This window comes from Dyadobacter sp. 3J3 (assembly GCF_009801115.1).
Classification (GTDB): Bacteria; Bacteroidota; Bacteroidia; order Cytophagales; family Spirosomataceae; genus Dyadobacter.
This window is the reverse complement of the sequence record NZ_VTOL01000007.1, coordinates 65,893-85,983: the sequence shown is the minus strand read 5'-3', so window position 1 is coordinate 85,983 and position 20,091 is coordinate 65,893. Positions and strand designations below refer to the sequence as shown.

The 20,091-nt window shown below is 39.6% G+C and carries 20 protein-coding genes; 10 read left to right on the top strand and 10 right to left on the bottom strand.

Going from position 1 to position 20,091, the window contains the following annotated elements; translation table 11 throughout:
- Positions 1 to 117 precede the first annotated feature (117 nt).
- Complete coding sequence (gene rplS, locus FZF08_RS16185) at positions 118 to 483, top strand: 50S ribosomal protein L19 (protein ID WP_137340618.1); 366 nt, start codon at positions 118 to 120, stop codon at positions 481 to 483.
- Positions 484 to 670: 187 nt separating this feature from the next.
- Entirely contained in the window at positions 671 to 1,450 is a 780-nt protein-coding gene (dapF, locus tag FZF08_RS16180) for a diaminopimelate epimerase (RefSeq protein WP_159470585.1), read from the top strand.
- Between the two features lie 196 nt (positions 1,451 to 1,646).
- Here dapF and FZF08_RS16175 read toward each other — a convergent pair whose 3' ends face one another.
- Positions 1,647 to 1,952: a rhodanese-like domain-containing protein gene (locus FZF08_RS16175; RefSeq protein WP_159470583.1), complete on the bottom strand. Its 306-nt coding sequence runs from the start codon at positions 1,950 to 1,952 to the stop codon at positions 1,647 to 1,649.
- 18 nt (positions 1,953 to 1,970) lie between these two features.
- The gene (locus tag FZF08_RS16170; RefSeq protein ID WP_159470581.1) at positions 1,971 to 3,113 is read right to left on the bottom strand and encodes a DEAD/DEAH box helicase; all 1,143 of its coding nucleotides are present in this window, start codon (positions 3,111 to 3,113) and stop codon (positions 1,971 to 1,973) included.
- A 184-nt stretch (positions 3,114 to 3,297) separates the two neighbouring features.
- On the opposite strand from FZF08_RS16170, the gene FZF08_RS16165 reads away from it, so the two are divergent.
- Positions 3,298 to 4,119: a hypothetical protein gene (locus tag FZF08_RS16165; protein WP_159470579.1), complete on the top strand. Its 822-nt coding sequence runs from the start codon at positions 3,298 to 3,300 to the stop codon at positions 4,117 to 4,119.
- Positions 4,120 to 4,134: 15 nt separating this feature from the next.
- Here the strand turns inward: FZF08_RS16165 and FZF08_RS16160 are convergent, their stop codons facing one another.
- The gene (locus FZF08_RS16160; RefSeq protein WP_159470577.1) at positions 4,135 to 4,575 is read right to left on the bottom strand and encodes a cupin domain-containing protein; all 441 of its coding nucleotides are present in this window, start codon (positions 4,573 to 4,575) and stop codon (positions 4,135 to 4,137) included.
- 113 nt (positions 4,576 to 4,688) lie between these two features.
- Between FZF08_RS16160 and FZF08_RS16155 the strand changes: the two genes are divergently transcribed.
- From FZF08_RS16155 to FZF08_RS16140, 4 genes are all read left to right on the top strand, one after another.
- Positions 4,689 to 5,231, top strand: a complete 543-nt coding sequence (locus FZF08_RS16155) for a DUF1697 domain-containing protein (RefSeq protein ID WP_159470575.1) — start codon at positions 4,689 to 4,691, stop codon at positions 5,229 to 5,231.
- A gap of 84 nt (positions 5,232 to 5,315) precedes the next feature.
- On the top strand, positions 5,316 to 5,480 hold the full coding sequence (locus FZF08_RS16150) for a hypothetical protein (protein ID WP_159470573.1): 165 nt from the start codon (positions 5,316 to 5,318) through the stop codon (positions 5,478 to 5,480).
- A 55-nt stretch (positions 5,481 to 5,535) separates the two neighbouring features.
- A complete protein-coding gene (locus FZF08_RS16145; RefSeq protein WP_159470571.1) occupies positions 5,536 to 5,949 on the top strand; it encodes a Dabb family protein in 414 nt (137 codons plus the stop codon).
- 174 nt (positions 5,950 to 6,123) lie between these two features.
- A complete protein-coding gene (locus FZF08_RS16140) occupies positions 6,124 to 7,860 on the top strand; it encodes a glycoside hydrolase family 9 protein (protein WP_159471094.1) in 1,737 nt (578 codons plus the stop codon).
- 74 nt (positions 7,861 to 7,934) lie between these two features.
- Here FZF08_RS16140 and FZF08_RS16135 read toward each other — a convergent pair whose 3' ends face one another.
- The gene (locus tag FZF08_RS16135) at positions 7,935 to 8,153 is read right to left on the bottom strand and encodes a hypothetical protein (RefSeq protein WP_159470569.1); all 219 of its coding nucleotides are present in this window, start codon (positions 8,151 to 8,153) and stop codon (positions 7,935 to 7,937) included.
- Positions 8,154 to 8,480: 327 nt separating this feature from the next.
- On the opposite strand from FZF08_RS16135, the gene FZF08_RS16130 reads away from it, so the two are divergent.
- Both FZF08_RS16130 and FZF08_RS16125 read left to right on the top strand, forming a co-directional pair.
- Positions 8,481 to 9,143: an NAD-dependent epimerase/dehydratase family protein gene (locus FZF08_RS16130; protein ID WP_159470567.1), complete on the top strand. Its 663-nt coding sequence runs from the start codon at positions 8,481 to 8,483 to the stop codon at positions 9,141 to 9,143.
- Between the two features lies 1 nt (position 9,144).
- Positions 9,145 to 9,585, top strand: coding sequence for a GNAT family N-acetyltransferase (locus tag FZF08_RS16125; protein WP_159470565.1), 441 nt, complete (start codon positions 9,145 to 9,147; stop codon positions 9,583 to 9,585).
- 78 nt (positions 9,586 to 9,663) lie between these two features.
- Here the strand turns inward: FZF08_RS16125 and FZF08_RS16120 are convergent, their stop codons facing one another.
- Together FZF08_RS16120 and FZF08_RS16115 are read right to left on the bottom strand one after the other, a co-directional pair.
- Positions 9,664 to 10,086 (bottom strand): hypothetical protein, encoded by a 423-nt coding sequence (locus FZF08_RS16120; protein WP_159470563.1) that lies wholly within the window; start codon positions 10,084 to 10,086, stop codon positions 9,664 to 9,666.
- Between the two features lie 526 nt (positions 10,087 to 10,612).
- Positions 10,613 to 11,344 (bottom strand): 1-acyl-sn-glycerol-3-phosphate acyltransferase, encoded by a 732-nt coding sequence (locus FZF08_RS16115; RefSeq protein ID WP_159470561.1) that lies wholly within the window; start codon positions 11,342 to 11,344, stop codon positions 10,613 to 10,615.
- A gap of 137 nt (positions 11,345 to 11,481) precedes the next feature.
- Between FZF08_RS16115 and FZF08_RS16110 the strand changes: the two genes are divergently transcribed.
- Complete coding sequence (locus FZF08_RS16110) at positions 11,482 to 12,468, top strand: acyl-ACP desaturase (protein WP_159470559.1); 987 nt, start codon at positions 11,482 to 11,484, stop codon at positions 12,466 to 12,468.
- Positions 12,469 to 12,574: 106 nt separating this feature from the next.
- On the opposite strand, the gene FZF08_RS16105 is transcribed toward FZF08_RS16110, so the two are convergent.
- From FZF08_RS16105 to FZF08_RS16090, 4 genes are all read right to left on the bottom strand, one after another.
- Positions 12,575 to 13,333: an SGNH/GDSL hydrolase family protein gene (locus tag FZF08_RS16105; RefSeq protein ID WP_159470557.1), complete on the bottom strand. Its 759-nt coding sequence runs from the start codon at positions 13,331 to 13,333 to the stop codon at positions 12,575 to 12,577.
- An 86-nt stretch (positions 13,334 to 13,419) separates the two neighbouring features.
- Entirely contained in the window at positions 13,420 to 14,628 is a 1,209-nt protein-coding gene (locus FZF08_RS16100) for a metallophosphoesterase family protein (RefSeq protein WP_229216568.1), read from the bottom strand.
- Positions 14,629 to 14,729: 101 nt separating this feature from the next.
- Positions 14,730 to 16,457, bottom strand: a complete 1,728-nt coding sequence (locus tag FZF08_RS16095; protein WP_159470555.1) for a RagB/SusD family nutrient uptake outer membrane protein — start codon at positions 16,455 to 16,457, stop codon at positions 14,730 to 14,732.
- A gap of 24 nt (positions 16,458 to 16,481) precedes the next feature.
- A complete protein-coding gene (locus FZF08_RS16090) occupies positions 16,482 to 20,081 on the bottom strand; it encodes a TonB-dependent receptor (protein ID WP_159470553.1) in 3,600 nt (1,199 codons plus the stop codon).
- Positions 20,082 to 20,091 lie beyond the last annotated feature (10 nt).

Below are 20,091 nucleotides of genomic sequence, written 5' to 3'. Positions count from 1 at the left end.
TATTAAGAATTAATCTTAGCTTTGCACTCGTTTTCGCAATAGCTGTTTTGAATGAAGGGGCGTCACCCCATCCGCTGGAAGCAAGTTGCAATTTCAATTTCATTATAAAGCATCGTCATGAGCGAATTAATTAAACTCGTAGAAGCTACGATCGAGAATCGTACCTCCGAGTATCCTGTTTTCAAAGCAGGTGACACGATCAACGTACACGTTAAGATCAGAGAAGGTAACAAAGAACGTATTCAGCAGTTTCAAGGTACGGTTATGCAACGCCGTAATTTGAGCGGAAGTGGAGAAACTTTCACTGTACGTAAAATTTCTAACGGAATTGCAGTTGAACGTATTTTCCCAATCCTTTCACCAAGTATCGCGAAAATCGAATTGATTCGTCGTGGTAAGGTGCGTCGTGCGCGTTTGTTCTTCTTACGCGGTCGTCAGGGTAAAGCTGCTCGTATTAAAGAGCTTAAAGTAGCGAAGGCATAAGAATATATTCTTCGGACGAAATTAAAAACCCTGCAAAAGAATCTTTTCTTTGCAGGGTTTTGTTGTTTTGGGAGCGGTTGGCTATTAGCTTTTAGCGATTGGCTTTCTGCCTAATTTAAATGAAATTATAGAATAACTTTCAAAATGCGATTTAGCTAACAGCTATAAGCTAATCGCTAACAGCCATATGGAAATTCCTTTTTTTAAATATCAGGGTACCGGAAATGATTTTGTGATGATTGATAATCGCACAGGCTTTTTTCCTTCTTCGCAGGAATTAATTGAAAAATTATGTCACCGTCGTTTCGGTATAGGATCTGACGGACTCATTCTTCTGGAAAATGCAGAAGGATATGATTTCCGTATGGTTTATTTCAATGCGGATGGTCGCGAGGGTAGTATGTGTGGAAATGGTGGCCGGTGTGCGGTACGCTTTGCGCATGATCTTGGAATGTTTGAAAAGGAAACTTCTTTTATAGCAGTGGATGGTCCGCATGAAGGTGTTGCCACCGAAGAAATTATCCACCTTAAAATGGGACCGGTTCATGGTGTTGAAAGACACGACGCATATGATTTTTTAAATACTGGATCACCTCACTACGTAACTTACGTGGATGATATCCAGGAAACAGCAGTAGTTGAAATTGGAAAAGATGTGCGTTACGGTCCAAAATTTGGTTCTTTGGGAGGTACAAACGTTAATTTCGTTCAGTTACTTGGTGAAAATCATCTCAGTGTAAGAACGTATGAACGTGGCGTTGAAGATGAAACTTATTCCTGCGGAACAGGTGTGACAGCCTGTGTTTTATCTGCACATTTACGTGAAGGATGGAATGGTCCGGTTACTGTAGAAACTTTGGGCGGAACTTTACAGGTTGATTATTTTGCAAAAGAGGAAGCCAAATTTGACGATATCTATTTGATAGGACCTGCCGTACGGGTTTTTGAAGGCAGTGTCAAGATCTAGTTTTGCGGGTCTTTTTTCGTTTGTCCCTTAGGGACATCCTGTTTATAGTAATGGTAGTTGGAATTAGGCTTATAACTCCGTTAGGAGTTTCCTAAGTTAAACAGGAGGCTCCTATGGAGCTACTTCAAAACTAAAATTTGTTTTCTATAAACAGAAGGCTCTCAAGGAGCCTATTGTACTTGTATTAAGTAAAGAATCATTCCGCTTCCAGAATCCCTCCATGCAAATGGAAAATTTTCTTGTCATTCCACTCAGGAATGCGGCAAAAATCCATAGCGGCTACTTTACTTCTTACACCATTGGTGCACAACACAATGATATATTGAAAATCCGACAGCAGATTTCTCTGCTGTCGGATTTCTGCTAAGGGAATATTAATTCCCCCTTCATTAAATTCTTCAAATTCCCAGGTTTCACGAACATCAACAACAACGCAATCAGGTTGTTTCCGAAGCTCATTCATTTCTGAAAGGCTGATATCGGTATATGTATTTTTGAACATTACACAATTCAACTTAAATTATCTCCCGAACGAGTAAGGATGATCTTTTGTAACCGGGATATTTTTATCAATCAGTTTATGGATATCTTTCAAGAAGCCTTTTTCATCAACATCACAGAAAGAAAAAGCTGTTCCTTTTGCACCAGCGCGTCCTGTACGGCCAATACGGTGAACATAAGTTTCGGGGATATTCGGGATTTCGTAGTTGATTACGTGAGTAAGATCATCCACGTCAATTCCACGTGCGGCAATATCGGTAGCAACTAAAACACGGGTAGTCTGGCTTTTAAAATTCTTTAATGCATTCTGACGCGCATTCTGAGATTTGTTACCGTGAATTGCTTCTGATGTTACACCGGCTTTACGCAAAACTTTCACAACTTTATCAGCACCATGTTTTGTTCTTGTGAACACAAGCGCAGTTGCGATATTGTCGTCCTTCAAAATGTGTAAAAGCAGATTGTTTTTATCTGATTTATCTACAAAATAAACCGATTGCTTAATCGTATCAGCCGTAGAAGAAACCGGTGTTACCTCCACTTTTGCAGGGTTTGAAAGGATCGTGTCTGCCAAAGTCATAATGACCGGAGGCATTGTGGCAGAGAAAAACAGCGACTGGCGTTTAGCAGGCAGAAGTTTCAAAATCTTTTTAACATCATGCACAAAACCCATGTCAAGCATACGATCTGCTTCATCCAGAACAAAAATTTCCAGTTGTTTCAAATGAACAAATCCTTGATTGATGAGGTCTAAAAGACGTCCCGGTGTCGCGATTAAGATATCAACACCTCTTCTCAAAGCATCCGTCTGTGGTTTTTGACCTACTCCGCCAAAAATAACCGTATGCGTAATATTTGTAAAGCGACCATAAGCAGCAAAACTTTCACCAATCTGGATCGCTAATTCGCGTGTTGGGGTTAGAATTAGTGCGCGGATCGGGCCCTTTTCGTTTTTATTTTTTGGTTTTTCTTCTAATATCTGAAGCATTGGAATCGCAAAAGCTGCGGTTTTTCCTGTGCCTGTTTGTGCGCAACCCAGCAAATCTCTATGTTGTAAAATTAGAGGAATCGCTTTTGCCTGAATTGGCGTGGGAGTTGTGTATCCTTCTTCTGTCAGAGCCTTTGTAATAGGCTCAATGAGGTTTAATCCTTGAAATGTCATTTGGTTGTTTTAAGCTGCCCATGTGTATAGGTTTAAGTATAAACAGAGCCGGAATTGTATTAAGAAACCTTTTTAGGTTCAAATGATAACAGAGATCAGGTTTTTATCGTTCATTAAGTTTTTTTTCGATGTAACTGATTAATGATTACTTTGCATATATATTAGCCATTTTATAATCATGACCATGAAACATACAATATTATGTCTGGTACTCTTGCTCGGATTTTCAGTATCTCTACAAGCTCAGGATAAACTGATTAAGAGGAATGGAACCGTTATCGAAGGTAAAGTAATGGAAGTGGGTGTGAGGGAAATACGATACCAAACCAATCCAGAACCAAACAGTGCAAAATTTGTAATTCGTAAAGCTGAGCTGGAACGTATTGTATTTGGGAATGGTGAGATTTTCGTCATTAATGAGCGCGTAGCCAGAGGTGCTTCCGAAATTAAAAGGCCTTCTAATTCCCAGTCAGGAGAAAATATCATTTTGCTTTCTCCATTTAAAGCCCTGGATTCCGGGCCAGGTTTGGGTATCAGTTATGAAAGATTATTAGGCGAAAATCAATATGTTGGGGTGGTTGTTCCGGTATCATTCATGTTCAATAGCGAGTATTATTATAACACATACAGCGGTTCAAACCAAAAGCACTATACTAATTTTTACGTTTCTCCAGGTGTTAAATTCTATCCGTTTGGACAAAGAAAAGTTACTTATGCTGTCGGACCCAATGTGATGATTGGTTTTACTAAAAAATTAAACTCTCAGTATATTTATGATAATAATGGCGGCCAGTCTACCATAATATTAACTCCTGTTAAAAGTTTTCGATTAGGCTTAATCGTTAATAATTATCTCAATTTCCAAATTACTTCAAGAATAAATCTTGGAATAAACGGCGGCCTTGGCGTTCGCTATTTTGATAAGCAGCAAACAAGTAATATAAATTACAGCGATGGAATGCAGATTACGGCTGAATTTGCATTTAACTTCGGATTCCGGTTCTAACTGTATTTTTCGATATTATTTTTTCATCGTTCCCGGCGAATGCCAGCTGAAAACGTGATATGTGGCAGGTGTATTACCTACATTTTTGATCGAATGCATTTGGTTGGAAGCCTGGAAAACCACTGAACCGGGGCCGACACGTTTCATATTTCCGTTCACCAAAGCTTCCAGCGTGCCTTCTTTAATGATGATAACTTCCTCTTCAGGATGTTTATGCGGCGGATGCGAAGATTCACCGGCATTTAGGGTTGTTACGTGGCATTCAAGTTCGTCAAGCGTTGCGGTTGACGAACGGAAAAAGGTACGGACCGAACCTGTTTTGGTTTCTTTTACCGGAATATCGTTCCAGTCGAATATGGAAGAATCGAGGTTTGCCATTTTGGAATTGGCAATGACAAAAGAAATCGTCAGTCCCATCGTCAGTGCTGCAACGGTAATATCTCTCTTCGTAATCATATCGTCAGTTTGATTAAATTGAATGCATGTCAATAAGGAGAGATTGGATAAATTATACTTTTCTGTTGTATCATTGAATGTAAAAAAGATTTTGACCAGTTTCTTAAAAGCAAATGCAAACGTACATCGCGATTTTACGAGGAATAAATGTATCAGGGCATAACATGATCAAAATGGCAGACCTGAAAACGATGTTTGAGACATTACCTTTTGAAAATATCCGGACATACATTCAAAGTGGAAATATCGTGTTCAATGCAAAACCGGGAAATGATCAGGATCTTGAAAAACAAATTCATGATACGATTCAGAAAACCTTCTCTTTCTCTGTGCCAGTTATTGTTTTGGAAGAAAAAGAATTAAGAAAAGTCCGGCAGCATAATCCGTTTTTAACAGGAAGAAATGAAGATGTGACCAAATTACATGTAACTTTTCTGGAAGCAATTCCTGAAAATATCCTTGTCGAAAAGCTAAAAGAAACAGCGCAATTTTTACCGGATGAATGGATATTGGAAGGAAAAGCAATTTATCTTTTTTGTCCAAATGGCTACGGTAAAACAAAACTGAACAATAATTTTTTTGAAAATAAATTGAAGGTTACTGCTACAACCAGGAACTGGAAAACGGTTAATGAGTTGGTTTCGATAGCGGATTGATGAGTTATTATTGTCAATTTCACAGTTAATCCGTAAATTTCAACGCGAGCATAAATTTTGTTTTAATCTGATATGTAATAATCAATGAAATCAGGAGCAAAGCGAAAAATTGCCAAGAAAAATGGCCAGATTGATTATACAAAAAAAGTAGTAATATCAACTTTAAAAGGTTCTTTTGACGGATCACAAATACATGATTACAAAGAAGAATTGATAAAAGCACTAACAGGAAAATATATGAAAGTCTGATCGATTATTTTTGATAATACTTTCTTTACTAATCAAATTCACTTACACCCAAATCATGAAAGATTCATCAAGACGCAAATTTTTACAAAACGCCGGATTGGCCTCATTGGTATCGATTTCGCCGTTGGCAGCTGAGCCGGAAAGAGTTAGCGAACTTTTTATACATCACGTTCTTTTTTATCTGAAAGATCCTAACAATGCTCAGGATGAAGCCAAACTTTTGGAGGGTTTGAAAAAACTTGCGAAAGTGCCACAGATCCAGTTTGTTAATATTGGAAAACCGGCATCTACAAGTCGCTCTGTGATTGTTAGGGATTATACTTTTTCATGGATGTGTTTTTTTAAAAATATTATTGAAGAAGAATTATACCAAACACATCCGATACACGACGAATTCCGGAAAGACTACGCTCACTTATGGGAAAAAGTAGTTATTTACGATTCCGTAGGACCAAAGAAAGTAAGCTGAAATTAGTCTTTTAAAGATAGTTGGAAACAGGTGACCCGTTCGGTTATCTGTTTTTTTTATTATAAAATGTATGACTTCACAGAGGAATGAGTATGGATTTTGTTCTTTTATCTTTGTTTTAGGAAGTATGAAATTTTGGCAGTAACCTAAATAAGAATATTCGTTTTGAAAAATATATATTACTATTCCCTGTTCCTTTCTTTACTGACAAAGGGCGCATTGGGACAATCATCTTCCGAAAATATTCGCCTGAATCAGGTCGGTTTTTACCCTGATGCTCCTAAAATTGCGGTTGTTGCTGGAGATTTAAATACTGATTTTGTTCTAAAAGATAACAAATCAAAAAAGGTAGTTTTTGCCGGAAAATTGGGTGAAATCCGCAAAAGTCAATATTCAGGAAAATCCGGACGGATTGCTGATTTCTCTGCTTTTCACAAACCGGGGAATTACATTTTGGAAACGCCCAAAGCAGGAACTTCCGCTCCATTCGAGATCAAAAACGAAATTCATAAAAACGTAGCGATTGCAGCAATTCGCGGTTATTATTATCAAAGAGCTTCCGTCGCATTACCTGAAAAATTTGCCGGGAAATGGGCTCGTGCCGAAGGCCATCCTGATGATAAAATATTAATTCATCCTTCGGCCGTTTCACCCGGAAGACCAGAAGGAACAATTATAAGTTCACCAAAAGGTTGGTATGATGCAGGCGATTATAATAAATATATCGTCAATTCAGGAATAACGATGGCCACTTTGCTCTCTGTTTATGAAGATTTTCCTGTTTATTTTAAAAACCTGAAAACTAATATTCCTGAAAGCACTAATGCTGTTCCGGATTTGCTGGATGAGGTTTTATGGAATCTGCGTTGGATGATGACCATGCAGGATCCGGGTGATGGAGGAGTTTATCACAAACTGACAAATCCCAGATTTGATGGAATGGTGATGCCCGAAGCTTGTAAAAATCCACGTTATGTAGTTCAGAAAAACACCATTGCTACGCTGGATTTTGTAGCGGTTATGGCACAATCGGCCAGGGTTTTTAAAAATTTTGAAAAGGAGTTGCCCGGACTTTCCGATTCCTGCAAGGCGGCTGCTTTGAAAGGATGGGCCTGGGCTGAAAAAAATCCGTCCCTGGAATATCATCAGAATGAAATGAATAAAACTTTTGATCCGGCTATTGTGACAGGCGGATATGAAGATAAGGATGGAAAAGACGAGCGTATCTGGGCGGCCAGTGAAATGTATATTTTGACAAAAGATGAGGTTTTTCTTAAAAATATTTCGTTTGAAACTGATAAACCTATGCCGCTTCCATCATGGAGCCAGGTGAAAGCACTGGCTTATTACACCATAATTCGAAACGAAAAGTCGCTTGGTCCAGTCGATCAGCAATATCTGCGGTCGATCAAAAAAAGTGTCACAGATTTTTCTGATGATTTAATCCAGGATATTGAAACGCAGCCTTACAATACAGTTATGGGGAAAAATGCTCGCGATTTTGCCTGGGGAAGTAACGCCGTTGCCTCCAATCAGGGAATCGCATTGATACAGGCTTACCGGATGACAAAAAATAAGAAATATCTGGATGCTGCCTTGGGGAATCTGGATTATATACTTGGCAGAAATGCAACCGGATATTCTTTTTTGACAGGTTTTGGTTCAAAGCAAGTCATGCATCCGCACCATCGCCCATCCGTTGCCGACGGGATTGTTGAGCCGGTTCCAGGACTTTTATCCGGCGGGCCTAATCCCGCGCAGCAGGATAAATGTGCAGGTTATCCCAATAATTTTGCTGACGAATCATTCCTTGATGCCGATTGCTCTTATGCTTCCAATGAAATTGCTATTAACTGGAATGCACCTTTTGTATACCTGGCCGCAGCGATTGAGGCTTTATCAGGAAAATAGATTTATTATAATAACAAAAAATGACATCCTGTTTTGGGTGTCATTTTTTTATTAAAATTATAACCACAAAACCATTAACTGTTCTTTACCGGTACGTTCGGATCCGTTTCGTTATAACCTTTTTTATTGGTCATATTTTCCTTTTCCGATTCTTTAATTGCTTCCTTTTTTAATTCACCGGATGGTCTTTTACTATCATCTTCCTGTATAACCGAATCATTATCAGGATTTTTCGGACCAGAACGAGCGGGTGATCCACCTTCTACGTTCGTATTTCTATGTTCTTTGCCCATGGTTACAAGTGGTTTTTTAAAGTCCTATATCAATAATTATACCTTCCTTTATTGGAATGAACTGATACAATTAATTGCGGAAAAGTGGTTTTACTGATTATATAATTCTACAACCATTGATCAAAAAGTAATTATTGGAAATAATAGTGAAAAGACAATTCAGGTCAATGAATATAGAAGCCCTTCCACACAACGTATTGTCTGGTTACCATAAAGATTTAAATTAGAAGTAATGTTCTTAGATATAGTTAAGAATAAAGAAATTACCAAAGATTATTGTCACCGTAATGGTATACTTTTTAAATTGCAACTTACAAAACTTATAGCATGTCTGACGCATCTTACAAAACAGCATTAGTAATCGGAGCTACCGGCCTTGTTGGGAAGCAGGTTTTGAATTATTTACTTGCTTCGCCTATATATAATCAAATAAAAGTCCTTACAAGAAGATCCAGCGGTATTCAGCATGAAAAACTCGACGAGATTTTCTTTGATTTTGATAAACCGGATGCATCTCTTGTCAAAGCCGATGATATTTTTTGCTGTCTGGGAACTACAATTAAAAAGGCCGGTTCAGAAGAGGCCTTCAAAAAAGTTGATTTTCAGTATCCTTTACAAATCGGCCGTTTAGGGAAATTAAATGGAGCTTCAAAATATTTGATTGTAAGCTCAATGGGCGCCGATTCAAAATCTTTCATTTTTTATAATCGTGTAAAAGGTGAAATTGAAAAGGAGCTTACGGATTTACATTACGATGCCTTACATATTTTACGTCCGTCATTACTTTTGGGAGACCGGGGAGGAGAATCTCGTTTTGGTGAAAAAATAGGTGAAGTATTGGCCAAAATTCTGGATCCGGTCATGGTAGGACCGTTGAAAAAATACGCTGCTATTGATTCGGACAAAGTTGCCAGGGGTATGGTAGAATTGGCCCAGCTTCCTGAAAAAGGAGTGTTTATCCACAATTCTGCTGAATTGCAGCATTTTTGATATGGTAGTTTTCAATCTACATATTAGGTCAGCAACGGAAAAAGACGAAGAAACAGTCTACAACATGATCTGTGACCTGGAAGATAAGGAGCTTGACAGGGAATCTTTTAACAACGCTTTTCATTCAAATCTTTCACAGGAACGTATTCGCTATGTAATTGCAGAACTGGATGGAGAACCAGTGGGTATGGGAAGCTGCCATACCCAGCTTTTGTTACATCACGTATGTGTTGTTGCCGAAATTCAGGAAATGTATGTGGTTCCGCGATATCGTTCCAAAGAAATTGGGAAAGCACTGGTTGAAAAATTAATTGATTTTGCAAAAAGTAAAAATGCCCTGCAAATTGAAGTGACGTCCAATAATGTGAGGGAGAATGCACATCGTTTTTATGAGAAAGAAGGATTTAGAAAGTCGCATGTAAAATTAGTCATGTATTTTTAAAAGGTGATTTTCCATTAAAAAAGCATTTCCCAAAACTGAGAAATGCTTTTCGAAATTACCTAAACCTTCAACTGATTTTTAATATCTTCCTCTTGGGTTTCTAGCCCAGTTGTCATTGTTTCGTCGGCTGCTCATGCTGCGGGTTTGCGCCATTAATCTTTCCAGATCCTGGATCAGATTTCTTTCCTCTCTTGGATTAAGTCCTCCGCGGTGACTGAATTTTCTTTCACGTGCTTCAATGCGTTCGTATTCGTGCATAAGTGCAGATGCTTCGCGGGGATTCAATGTTCCTCTTTCGATACCAATAGAAATTTGTCGACGGGCATCTCTTTGCATATCGTTCACGATATATCCGCGGCTGTCGCGAGGATTATTCTGGTAAGCATTATCGTGATTGTAACCGCGGTTGTCGTCACGGTTGCGGTCATGGCCATTATACTGAGCAGATGCGTTAGTCAAACCAAATGCTATAAATGCGGCAACAAAAAGTATTTTTTTCATGGTTCTAATTTTTAAAGTTCATGGGTTAGAGGTAAAGAATCCGGATAGGTTTAAATGGACATTGTTAACGATTGTTAATCGATTAATAAAAGATTTTATAGGAATATTTAGTGTTTTGTAAGTGATTATATATGAGGATAATGAATGGGAATTCTCTTTCAAAAAAGGATTAAGCCTTTTGAAAAAATAAATTTCGCAGTCAAAAAGTAAAAGCCTGCGGGCTGATATTATTACAATACTGGAATTTTCAGGGATTTATCAAATCCTGAAAGGATGGCGTTTTGATACTGTAATAAGTTGGTGAACCGAAATTATGTCACCCGTTCCGGGTTTTGGCCCCATCTAGTTCAGAACATTTTCTATAATAATGTCATCCCTTCGGATTGAAACCACTAGGGAAATAAAATAAATTTGGATGGTAACTAATTAAAAGCCCGAGGGGCTGATATTATTGTAGCATCGGAATTTTGGAGGATTTATCAAACCCTGAAAAGTTGATACATAAGAGATAATCTAAATATGCTGATTAACTCAATTCCTTCTGAATCGCCTCCTGTGCCTCCAATAAAATCTCCTCAGCTTTTCTTCCTGCCGGTTCAATAGCAGGCAGCGCAGTCCACGAAAGTTTTGAAAAAGATATTAATGGAAAAATACCTTTTGGGTTAAAACGGCCGGTTCCATCCACTGCCACAGGAATGATTAATGCATTGGGAGAACGTTTTAATAACATGGCAACTCCACCGGGAACAAAAGGTTTCATAATTCCGCTGGCAGTACGGGTTCCTTCGGGAAAGATAATGGCAGATCCGGTTGTATCATGAATCAGTTTCCCAAGTCGGGAAATTTCGCCAATGGCCTGCTTTCCGTCCTTGCGATTAATTAATGCTGCGCCGCTTTTTCTGAGATTATAGGAAATACTGGGAACGCCTTTTGCTAATTCAATTTTTGAAACAAAAAGAGGATGGCGTTTTCTTAAAAACCAGATGATAGAGGGGATATCAAATGTACTTTGGTGGTTTGCAACAAAAATAATTGGACGATCATCAGGGATCACAGCCAAATTTTTAAAAGTCACACTGGAACCTGTTAGATAAAGACCGTAGGTTAAAGAAAAATTGAGATAATCGACTACTTTTTCATGTGCTTTTTTTCCGAAAACGTTGAGTGCCACGACCTGGGCCACATGAAAAACAAGCAAGGAAAGCCCGAAATGAAGAAGATAAATGGTACTTAGGAGGTAGTCTATAATTTTTTTCATTCCTTTTTTTACTAAAATATTCCAAATGTACACCGATTGTGAAAATTTGTAAAGCAGTAAATGAGAATTGTCATGTATAACTTTGATTAAATTCCCGTACTTTGTAAAATTATATTGTAAGTTAAATTGAATCAACAATGGAAACCGAACTTTCAGCAGCACGACTTGAAGTCATGCAACATGTGGGAAAGGACCTCGATGCCCTGATGGCAGAATACCTGAAACCAATCGATCAAAATTGGCAGCCTACAGATTTTTTGCCGGATTCCAGCAAGGAGAACTTTTTCAGTGAAGTGAAATTATTGCAGGAGAGCTGCCGTGATTTGCCGTACGACTATATTGCAGTATTAATTGGTGACACCATAACAGAAGAAGCCCTGCCAACCTACGAATCATGGTTAATGGATGTAATCGGTGTGGATCAGGTGAATAATCCTTCGGGCTGGTCGAGATGGGTGAGAGCCTGGACGGCTGAGGAAAACCGTCATGGTGATCTTCTGAACAAATACTTGTATTTGTCCGGACGCGTTAATATGCGTGCGATGGAGGTATCTACACAATATCTTATAGCGGATGGTTTTGACATCGGAACGGATCGTGATCCTTACCGCAACTTTATCTATACATCGTTTCAGGAACTGGCAACGAACGTTTCGCACAGAAGAACCGCAACCCTTTCAAAACAATTTGGTAATCCACATCTTTCCAAAATTTGTGGGGTGATCGCTTCTGATGAAATGCGTCATGCGAAAGCTTACAAAGCATTTGTCAGCCGCATTCTGGCTGTTGATCCATCCGAGTTGATGCTGGCTTTGGAAGATATGATGAGGAAAAAAATTGTAATGCCTGCTCACTTCCTTCGTGAATCCGGGGTGAAAATGGGTGACACATTCTCTCATTTCTCTGATGCAGCGCAGCGTTTAGGAGTATATACAACAATGGATTATATCGAAATCCTTGAATCTTTGCTTTTGGAATGGGAAATCGGAACAATAAGAGAGCTTAACTCCGGTGCAGAAAAAGCGCGCGATTATTTGATGGCTTTACCGGCACGTTTACGCAGAATTGCTGATCGTACGCGTATTCCTGAATTGCAATACGAATTCAGCTGGATCAGCAGATAGAAACATTATCTGATATAATAAATAAAGAAAATAGTCGGCAATGTCCGGCTATTTTGTTTTTAATTCTGCCAAAGTTTTATTTGTTCTTTTTAATTCTGCCAAAGTTTTATTTGACAAATTTCAGTTTCTTGTGCACTTCCTTAATCCAGAATCTTGCCATGAGCTCGTGTCCGGCTGGCATGGGATGAATCCCGTCCCAAATCCAGTAATCTGCCGGGGCATTTTTTAATGCTTTATCAAATTCAGACTGAAAATCGATTTCAATTGCGTTGAATTCTTTTGCCAGTTTTCCAACAATTTCCTGTCGTGGCTTTAATTCGTTCTGATAAATTTCCCATTTTTCTTTAACTCTTCCTACCGGCAGTAGAAAGGGAATACCAAGTACCAACTGCACATCCGGCAAATCTTTTTTTGTTTTTTCTAAAACAGAACGATAGTCTGTTTCGAATGACTGCGACGTATTTTCTTTATTTCCTTTGACCGCAGACTCGGTATCATTCACACCAACAAGAATATTGACCAGGTTGGGTTTTAAATCCAATGCATCCGTTTGCCAGCGTTCTGCCAAATCTGTGATTTTATTTCCGCTAACTCCCCGATTGAAAAAGTGAAATTCTTTTTCCGGATGATCAAACCATAATCTGCTTGCAATAAGATACGCAAATCCATGTCCCATGACATGATTCCAGTCCGTATTCCTGGTCCTGTTTCCGTCTGTTATAGAATCTCCCTGGAATAAGAATGTGTATCCTTTTTCAATACTTTCATTTTTATCAAAAGAAGAGGCAGATGCTATTTCTGGTAACAGAATTCCGGCTGCACTGCCAAGTATGGTTTTCTTTAAAAAATCTCGTCTAAGTGCCATGTCAGCAATTCTCTGTATTTTAATATTTGCTAGCACAAGAATTTAAAGCGATCCGCCTACTTATCATGATTCTTAAAATTTAGAAATTATCGGTTCTTTTTTTGAATAGCATACTTTCCAACAACTTCTCCATCATCCCTCACCATTTTCAGGTTAAGTTCTTTTTTGTTGGCACGCAACTTAATCAGCGTCCGGTTTCCTTCCAGGGGCCCGCCTCCAATGACGATCGGGTAATTGTGTGTGGCATCTGCATCGTGTGTCATATAACGATGGGTATGGCCGGAAATCTGGATATCAATTTTGGCCTTGTTTAGTAACGGGCCAAAAACTTTCTGACAATGAAGCGTACCATGCCAGTCGCCGGAATGGTAAGGAGAAATATGAATCAGTACAACTCTGAAATCTGCTTTTTTGAATTCTTTACTTGCGATTTCTTTTTCCAGCCATTTCGCCTGCGTCTCGCGGTAGCGGTCAAATGCCGCAAGTCCTCCATATTCCACACTGTCGTCCGCTTTATCTTCGCCAGAATCAAGAATCACAAGACGGATTGGACCGCGGGTAAAAGCATAATAAAATTTATTGTCCGGATAGGCGAAATAGTCTGGAATTTGCCTCGAAAAACTGCCCCGGCATTCATGATTTCCCTGGGTAAGAATAAAAGGAAATTCATTGGAAAAAATATCGGTTGTTGGTTTTATCAAATGATCAATTAACTGCTGCTCATCACTGAGCCAATCGAAACAATCACCATTGAAAACGACAAAGTCATAATCACGTGCATTTCCGGTATAACCATGACGGTAAAGTAATTGCGGAATGATTTGCGGACGGTCATGAATATCATTGAAAATAACCAGTTTGACTTCGTCCTCATTCAAGGCCGGTGTTTTAAAACCAAGCATGGCGCCTGTTATAGTTTCTCCAAATTCAACTTTGGAATTTTTAAAACCTGTTATTTCGGTAGAAACAATTTTGTATTTATGACTTAATCCTGGTTTAAGATTTGTCAGTGTAATTTTATGAATGCGTTTGTTAGCTTCAATCAGCCCGTTGTTATAAGCAAATGCTTTGTGGATCGCATAATTTCCTTCTCCATATTCCACCCAGCTAAAACAGTTTTTGCTGGTAATCCACATCACCGTAACTTCATCGTGGCCGATATTCTGAAGATAAGGACCGGCTACGAAATGATTGTTTTCGTCGGTATTATCGGCTAAGGCTGAGGTGACAGGAATTAAACTCAGCGCCCCGATTTGAGACATTTTTTCAAGAAATGACCGTCTGTCTGAATGCATTTTGGTAAGAATTTAGGAATAGTATTTAGAAACTTATTTGTTATAAGCAGTCCTCATCAAAATTTTAACGAGAACTGCTATTGATATTAATACTTACCGGATCACCAGTTTGGGTTTTGAACCAGTTTTGGATTCAGCAAAAGTTCCTGTGTCGGGATTGGATAGAGGTAATCCCGTGCTTCATTAAACTTTTTGGTAATATGCTCGTTGATCACAATGTTTCCGCCTTTGTTGCCGTTTTCGAGTAAAATCTCGCTTCCCAATTTCAGGATCTGAGCACCGGGAACCGTTGGTTTATCGCCTTCATAAATAACCAGGTCAACCTTACCGTTTTTGTCAAGATCATAACTTCCGGGGCCGGGGAAATACATTCCTTTGTATTGTTTTGTCAAAATCTGACCTTCTTTCCAGCGAATAATATCATCCCAGCGGAAGAAATTTTCCATCACAAGTTCCACACGTCTTTCGCGTCTGATTTCCAGAATTACACCCACATTACTTCCTGTAATTTGGGAATATTGCTGCGCCTGGTAAGGATCCGGATTGCTGTTTGCCATTGCCATGTTGATGTTGGGCATACCCACGCGATCACGGGTCAGTTTGGTAGATTTGTCAAGATCGCCTTGAGTCAATGTGCCTCTTTCAGCTTTTGCTTCGGCATAATTCATCAAAACTTCTCCGTAACGGAAAATTGGCATATCCGTAATATCCTTACTAAAAGTATCCCATTTTGGCGCCGACACAAATTTGATCAATTGGTAACCGGTTACCGTAGCGCCAAACTCCTGCACAAGTGGTGCCGTTTCTCCAATTCGGGTATAGCCGGGAGTCCGTATTGTTTGGGTTAAACGTGGGTCTCTTTTTTGTACTTCGTCATAAAACTGCATGGTTTCATACCCTTTGATATCCGTAAATCTCGATCCATCTGCCATCAGATAACTGTTAACCAGTTTCTTTTCCAGGCCAGGTTTTCCATAAGATGCAGTCATCGTGTAATAATTAAGGTTATGATAAACCTGTAATTCATCACTGAAATCCCGTGCCAGTATCACTTCGTCGGCAATTGCATTGTCGGAAGAAAAGAATTTCTGATAGGCTGTCGACGGAGTCGCTTTATAAATCGTATATCCACTGTTTTTCATCAAATCCTCCGAAGCAGAAATACTGGCATCCAGAAATTTATCCGAGCCTGAAAGTTTGAATTCCGGATGATATTTCCGGAACGTTCCTTCATACAAACCCATCCTTGATTTTAAAGCCAGCGCAGTCCATTTCGTGATCATAGTTACCTGACGTGATCCGTCCAGATTTGCAATCGCGTAATCAAGATCGGCCAAAACAGAATCCATCACCATCGCACGCGGATCTCGGGCTTTGTTCAACATTTCCTGATCATTTGATTCGATCGCTTTGGAATACCATGGAACATCACCAAATTTCTTTACCATGTTAAAATAAAAATAAGCACGAAAAAAACGGGCAACTCCGTTGTATTTGGCCACCGCTTTTTTATCGGCACATTTGTCAGAATTAGCAAGGAAATAATTGATATTTCGTAGCGGATCCCATTTCCAGCCACCATCGCTGGTAGGTACCACGCGCGTTCCCTGAAGCTCATCGCGAAGACTGTTTTTTACTACATTGTCAACATCCTCATTGTACACATCTTCGGCAGATGGCAGCACGCTGTAAAATGAATTGGTATAAAGAATCAGGTCGTTTTCCGTTTTGAAAAACGTTTCCGGCGAGATAGCATCTTCGGGAAGCTGGTCCAGATTACAGGAAACCATCCCGATTGCTATGGCTAGTGTTAAAAGTATTTTTTTCATTGTTATGACTCGTTAATACCAGGTTTAAAAATTGAGGCTCAGGCCGACTGAAAATGTTTTGGACAAGGGGTAAGTTCTGCCATTTGTCGTATCGCCGTCAAGTTGTTCCGGATCTATGTATTTGGATCTGAGCGGTGTATAGGTAAGCAGGTTTTCGCCGCTCACATAAACCCGCGCTTTTGGAATGTGAAGTTTTTGGGTAAGTTTTGATGGAAATGTATAACCGATCACAACATTTTTAAGTCGCAGATACCCAGCGTTCTGAACATATTTGTCGTTAGGAGCATTTAAATCACCACCGCCATTTAACGCCGTGTAACCTCTCAAAACAGGAAAATAAGAATCTGGTTTTTCAGGAGTCCATACATCCTTTTCAAAATCTTTTGGAATAAAAGAATAATAGGGACGTGAATAGGGGCCCCAGAATTTATCCGCATTATTGCCCGGATACCAGTTTTTTCTAAGAATTCCTTGGGTAAGTGTCGAGAAATCAAAGCCATTCCAGGAAGCACCAAGATTCAAACCATAACGATAACGCGCCTTGTTGTTACCAATTTTTTTCAAATCACCATGATTTTCCAAGGTATTGGCACCCTGATCGATTTTGTTATTGCCATCTTTATCAATGAATTTGATATCTCCTGCCTGTAATTTGCTCCATTCTCCCGCGGCGCTCAAACGTTGTTTGTTTACAAGCGCCTGGTCAACCTGATAAGCCTGGGCCTCTTCGTTGCTTTTGAAAAAACCATCAAGCGAGTAACCCCACATATCACCGATAACTTCCCCTACGTAATGGCTTGAAAGCAATTTATTGGGATTATCAAATTTGGTAATCGTTGATTTTGAATCTGAAACATTAAAAGTTGCGTTGTAAGAGAAGGCTTTTCCGGCAAGTTTAAACTGGTCGCGCCAGGAAATGGCCAGTTCAAAACCTTTTGTTTTTAAATCACCCGCGTTTTGGGTTGGAACCGGCGCTCCATAAACAAGCGGCAGTACTTTACCGGGAATAAGCATATCCGTGGTTTTACGGATATAGCCGTCAAACGCAAGATTCAAACGGTTTTTCAACAAATCCATATCCAGACCGATGTTGGAAGTTGTGGCTTTTTCCCAGGTAAGGTTTGGAGAAATTGGATTTGGGCTGTTTACATAAGTTAGTTTTTGCCCATTATTGATCCAGCTGGACTGCGCCGTTGGCATGATGGAAATGTAGGGATAGTAACTTGCCGAGTTGTTGTTTGGCGGCAGTTGATTTCCTAAGGTTCCGTAAGATGCTCTGATTTTCAAATTGTTAACAACTTCTTTGGCTGATTCGAAAAATCTTTCTTCACTGATTCTCCATCCCGCAGAAACCGAAGGGAAAAATCCATAACGTTTCCCGGCTCCGAATCTTGAAGTTCCGTCATAGCGGCCGTTCACTTCCAAAAGATATTTTCCAAGGTAATCGTAGTTGACCCGAAAAAAAGCTCCAAACAATTCATATTGATAAGAATCTCCTGTTGCAAGCTGCTCGCCGGTTCCTAAGTTCAGGTCATTCAGACTTTCAGAAAGCAGGTTTTTACGCGCTCCGAATAACCGTTGGTGTTTTTTTGTTTCATAATTAATACCCGCAGTAGCTCCAAAATAATGTTTGCCAAAAGTGTGGTTGAAAGAAGAAAAAACATTGACAACATTCGTAGGATCAAACCAGAAGGTCTTTTTCAGCTGATCGGTATTGAAGTTTGGAACAGCGGCCAGGATACCGGGTTGAATAGAGTATTGAGCAACTGCTGAACGGTACCAGTCGTCAGCGATATAAAAAGAATAGGAGTGATTGGCAACAATATTCCAATTCTTTGTCAGATCCACTGTCATCGAATTAATGGTTGTAAACTCATGTGCTTTTTTTTCACCGCCAGCTACGCCTTTCATAAGATTGGCAAACAATCCATCACCGATTGAATAATTATTTTTTAACGTATTGTATGTCGCTGTCCCGTCTGGATTTTGCGGAGCATAAGCAGGTATGGCATGAACAGTAATTCCAACGAAGTTTTCGTTTCCACCGCCTTCCAAACCTGGATATTTATATTTTGAGTCAAAATACTGGGTGTTATTGCTGATTTTTAACCAGGGAGTTAACTGAGCATTTATTTTGGCTCTGAATGTATAAGAGGTAAACTTGTCCGTATTTAGTTTCATCATCCCTTCTTTTGAATAAGTAGATCCTGAAATGAAGTAATTAACCTTTTCAGTCCCTCCTGAGAAGTTTAGATTATGCTGTTTAGATGGTTGGGTCGTGTTAATTACTGCCTTCCACCAGTCATAATTTCCATAGTAATTGTAAATATCTTTTCCATTTACATTTTTCACTACCGTCCATGGTCGGTCCGGATTTTCGGTTTTGTCAAAACGACGGGCTTCCAGTTCTTTATAATCCTCATCCGAATAACGGGTATACGTATTGCCGTTAGCTCTTTTAAAAGCTTCGTCATTCATTTTGACATAATCATAACCGTTGGTAAGGAAATCAGTACGCACCGTCGGTGTTGACCAGCCGAAATTGTTGCTGTATGAAACACTGGTTTTCCCACTTTTGGCTATTTTTGTTGTAACCAGAATTACACCAAAAGCACCGCGTGCACCATAAATTGCCGAAGCTGCTGCATCCTTCAAAACAGATACAGTTTCTACGTCGCCGGGATTTATCCGGTTAATATCACCGGGAATACCGTCGATCAAAACCAGCGGGCCACCGCCGTTGATAGACGTCTCCCCTCGGACATTCAGGTTTCCTCCCTGGCCAGGACGACCGGTTGAAAATGTAACGTTCAGGTTGGGAATCATGCCCTGAAGAATCTGGGACATGTTATTTAAAGGCCGGTTTTCGAGATCTTTTGACTGGATCTGACTTACCGCACCTGTAAGATTTACTTTCTTCTGGACACCATAACCTACGACGATCAGTTCATTTAAAGCTTTGGTATCGGCGGTTAAAGTCACATCGATAAATGTTTGGTTTCCAACTCTTGTTTCCTTGGGAAGGTACCCCACAAAGCTGAAAACCAGAACAGATTCAAGGTTGGGAACGGTAAGTTCAAAAAAGCCATCACCATCCGTTGTCGTTCCGGCTGAGCTGCCTTTCAACACTACACTTACGCCAGGTAAAACCTCTTTTCCGTCAGCAGAAATTACTTTCCCTTTAACTCTGATTTCCCTGGTAAGTGGTGCATTTAAAACCTTTTCTTCCAAAGATGGAAATGCAGATTCTTTCTTATTTAACCGGTTTTTGGAAAGAATGATCTGCTGGTTCATTACCGAATATTCTATTCCATGCGGAAGAAAAATCTGGTTGAGTACCTGATCGAGTTTCGCCTTGCTGGCATTGATCGTCACATGTTCGCTAAGAGAAACCTTGCTACTGTACACGAATTTGATCTTGATGTCTTTCTGAATTTGTTCCAAAACCGATTGGATCGGTACATTTGATAAGCGAATGGTGATATCCTTGTTGAGGATAGACTGCGCTGAGCTTTCTTTTGCGTAACTAACGCTGGCAAGAAAAGCCATAAGAATCCATTGAAGTAAACTTATTCGCATGAGAAGTCGCCAGTTATATGGCTTGTTTGGTACCGATTTTTGCATAATTTTGATT

What these genes read in the sequence shown, in the direction of transcription:
- FZF08_RS16105 (WP_159470557.1), bottom strand. Translation starts at nt 13,333, where the DNA reads ATGGCACTTAGACGAGATTTTTTAAAGAAAACCATACTTGGCAGTGCA.
- FZF08_RS16170 (WP_159470581.1), bottom strand. Translation starts at nt 3,113, where the DNA reads ATGACATTTCAAGGATTAAACCTCATTGAGCCTATTACAAAGGCTCTG.
- FZF08_RS16125 (WP_159470565.1), top strand. Translation starts at nt 9,145, where the DNA reads ATGGTAGTTTTCAATCTACATATTAGGTCAGCAACGGAAAAAGACGAA.
- FZF08_RS16135 (WP_159470569.1), bottom strand. Translation starts at nt 8,153, where the DNA reads ATGGGCAAAGAACATAGAAATACGAACGTAGAAGGTGGATCACCCGCT.
- FZF08_RS16115 (WP_159470561.1), bottom strand. Translation starts at nt 11,344, where the DNA reads ATGAAAAAAATTATAGACTACCTCCTAAGTACCATTTATCTTCTTCAT.
- FZF08_RS16150 (WP_159470573.1), top strand. Translation starts at nt 5,316, where the DNA reads ATGAAATCAGGAGCAAAGCGAAAAATTGCCAAGAAAAATGGCCAGATT.
- FZF08_RS16165 (WP_159470579.1), top strand. Translation starts at nt 3,298, where the DNA reads ATGAAACATACAATATTATGTCTGGTACTCTTGCTCGGATTTTCAGTA.
- dapF (WP_159470585.1), top strand. Translation starts at nt 671, where the DNA reads ATGGAAATTCCTTTTTTTAAATATCAGGGTACCGGAAATGATTTTGTG.
- FZF08_RS16095 (WP_159470555.1), bottom strand. Translation starts at nt 16,457, where the DNA reads ATGAAAAAAATACTTTTAACACTAGCCATAGCAATCGGGATGGTTTCC.
- FZF08_RS16155 (WP_159470575.1), top strand. Translation starts at nt 4,689, where the DNA reads ATGCAAACGTACATCGCGATTTTACGAGGAATAAATGTATCAGGGCAT.
- rplS (WP_137340618.1), top strand. Translation starts at nt 118, where the DNA reads ATGAGCGAATTAATTAAACTCGTAGAAGCTACGATCGAGAATCGTACC.
- FZF08_RS16110 (WP_159470559.1), top strand. Translation starts at nt 11,482, where the DNA reads ATGGAAACCGAACTTTCAGCAGCACGACTTGAAGTCATGCAACATGTG.
- FZF08_RS16090 (WP_159470553.1), bottom strand. Translation starts at nt 20,081, where the DNA reads ATGCAAAAATCGGTACCAAACAAGCCATATAACTGGCGACTTCTCATG.
- FZF08_RS16145 (WP_159470571.1), top strand. Translation starts at nt 5,536, where the DNA reads ATGAAAGATTCATCAAGACGCAAATTTTTACAAAACGCCGGATTGGCC.
- FZF08_RS16120 (WP_159470563.1), bottom strand. Translation starts at nt 10,086, where the DNA reads ATGAAAAAAATACTTTTTGTTGCCGCATTTATAGCATTTGGTTTGACT.
- FZF08_RS16130 (WP_159470567.1), top strand. Translation starts at nt 8,481, where the DNA reads ATGTCTGACGCATCTTACAAAACAGCATTAGTAATCGGAGCTACCGGC.
- FZF08_RS16175 (WP_159470583.1), bottom strand. Translation starts at nt 1,952, where the DNA reads ATGTTCAAAAATACATATACCGATATCAGCCTTTCAGAAATGAATGAG.
- FZF08_RS16160 (WP_159470577.1), bottom strand. Translation starts at nt 4,575, where the DNA reads ATGATTACGAAGAGAGATATTACCGTTGCAGCACTGACGATGGGACTG.
- FZF08_RS16100 (WP_229216568.1), bottom strand. Translation starts at nt 14,628, where the DNA reads ATGCATTCAGACAGACGGTCATTTCTTGAAAAAATGTCTCAAATCGGG.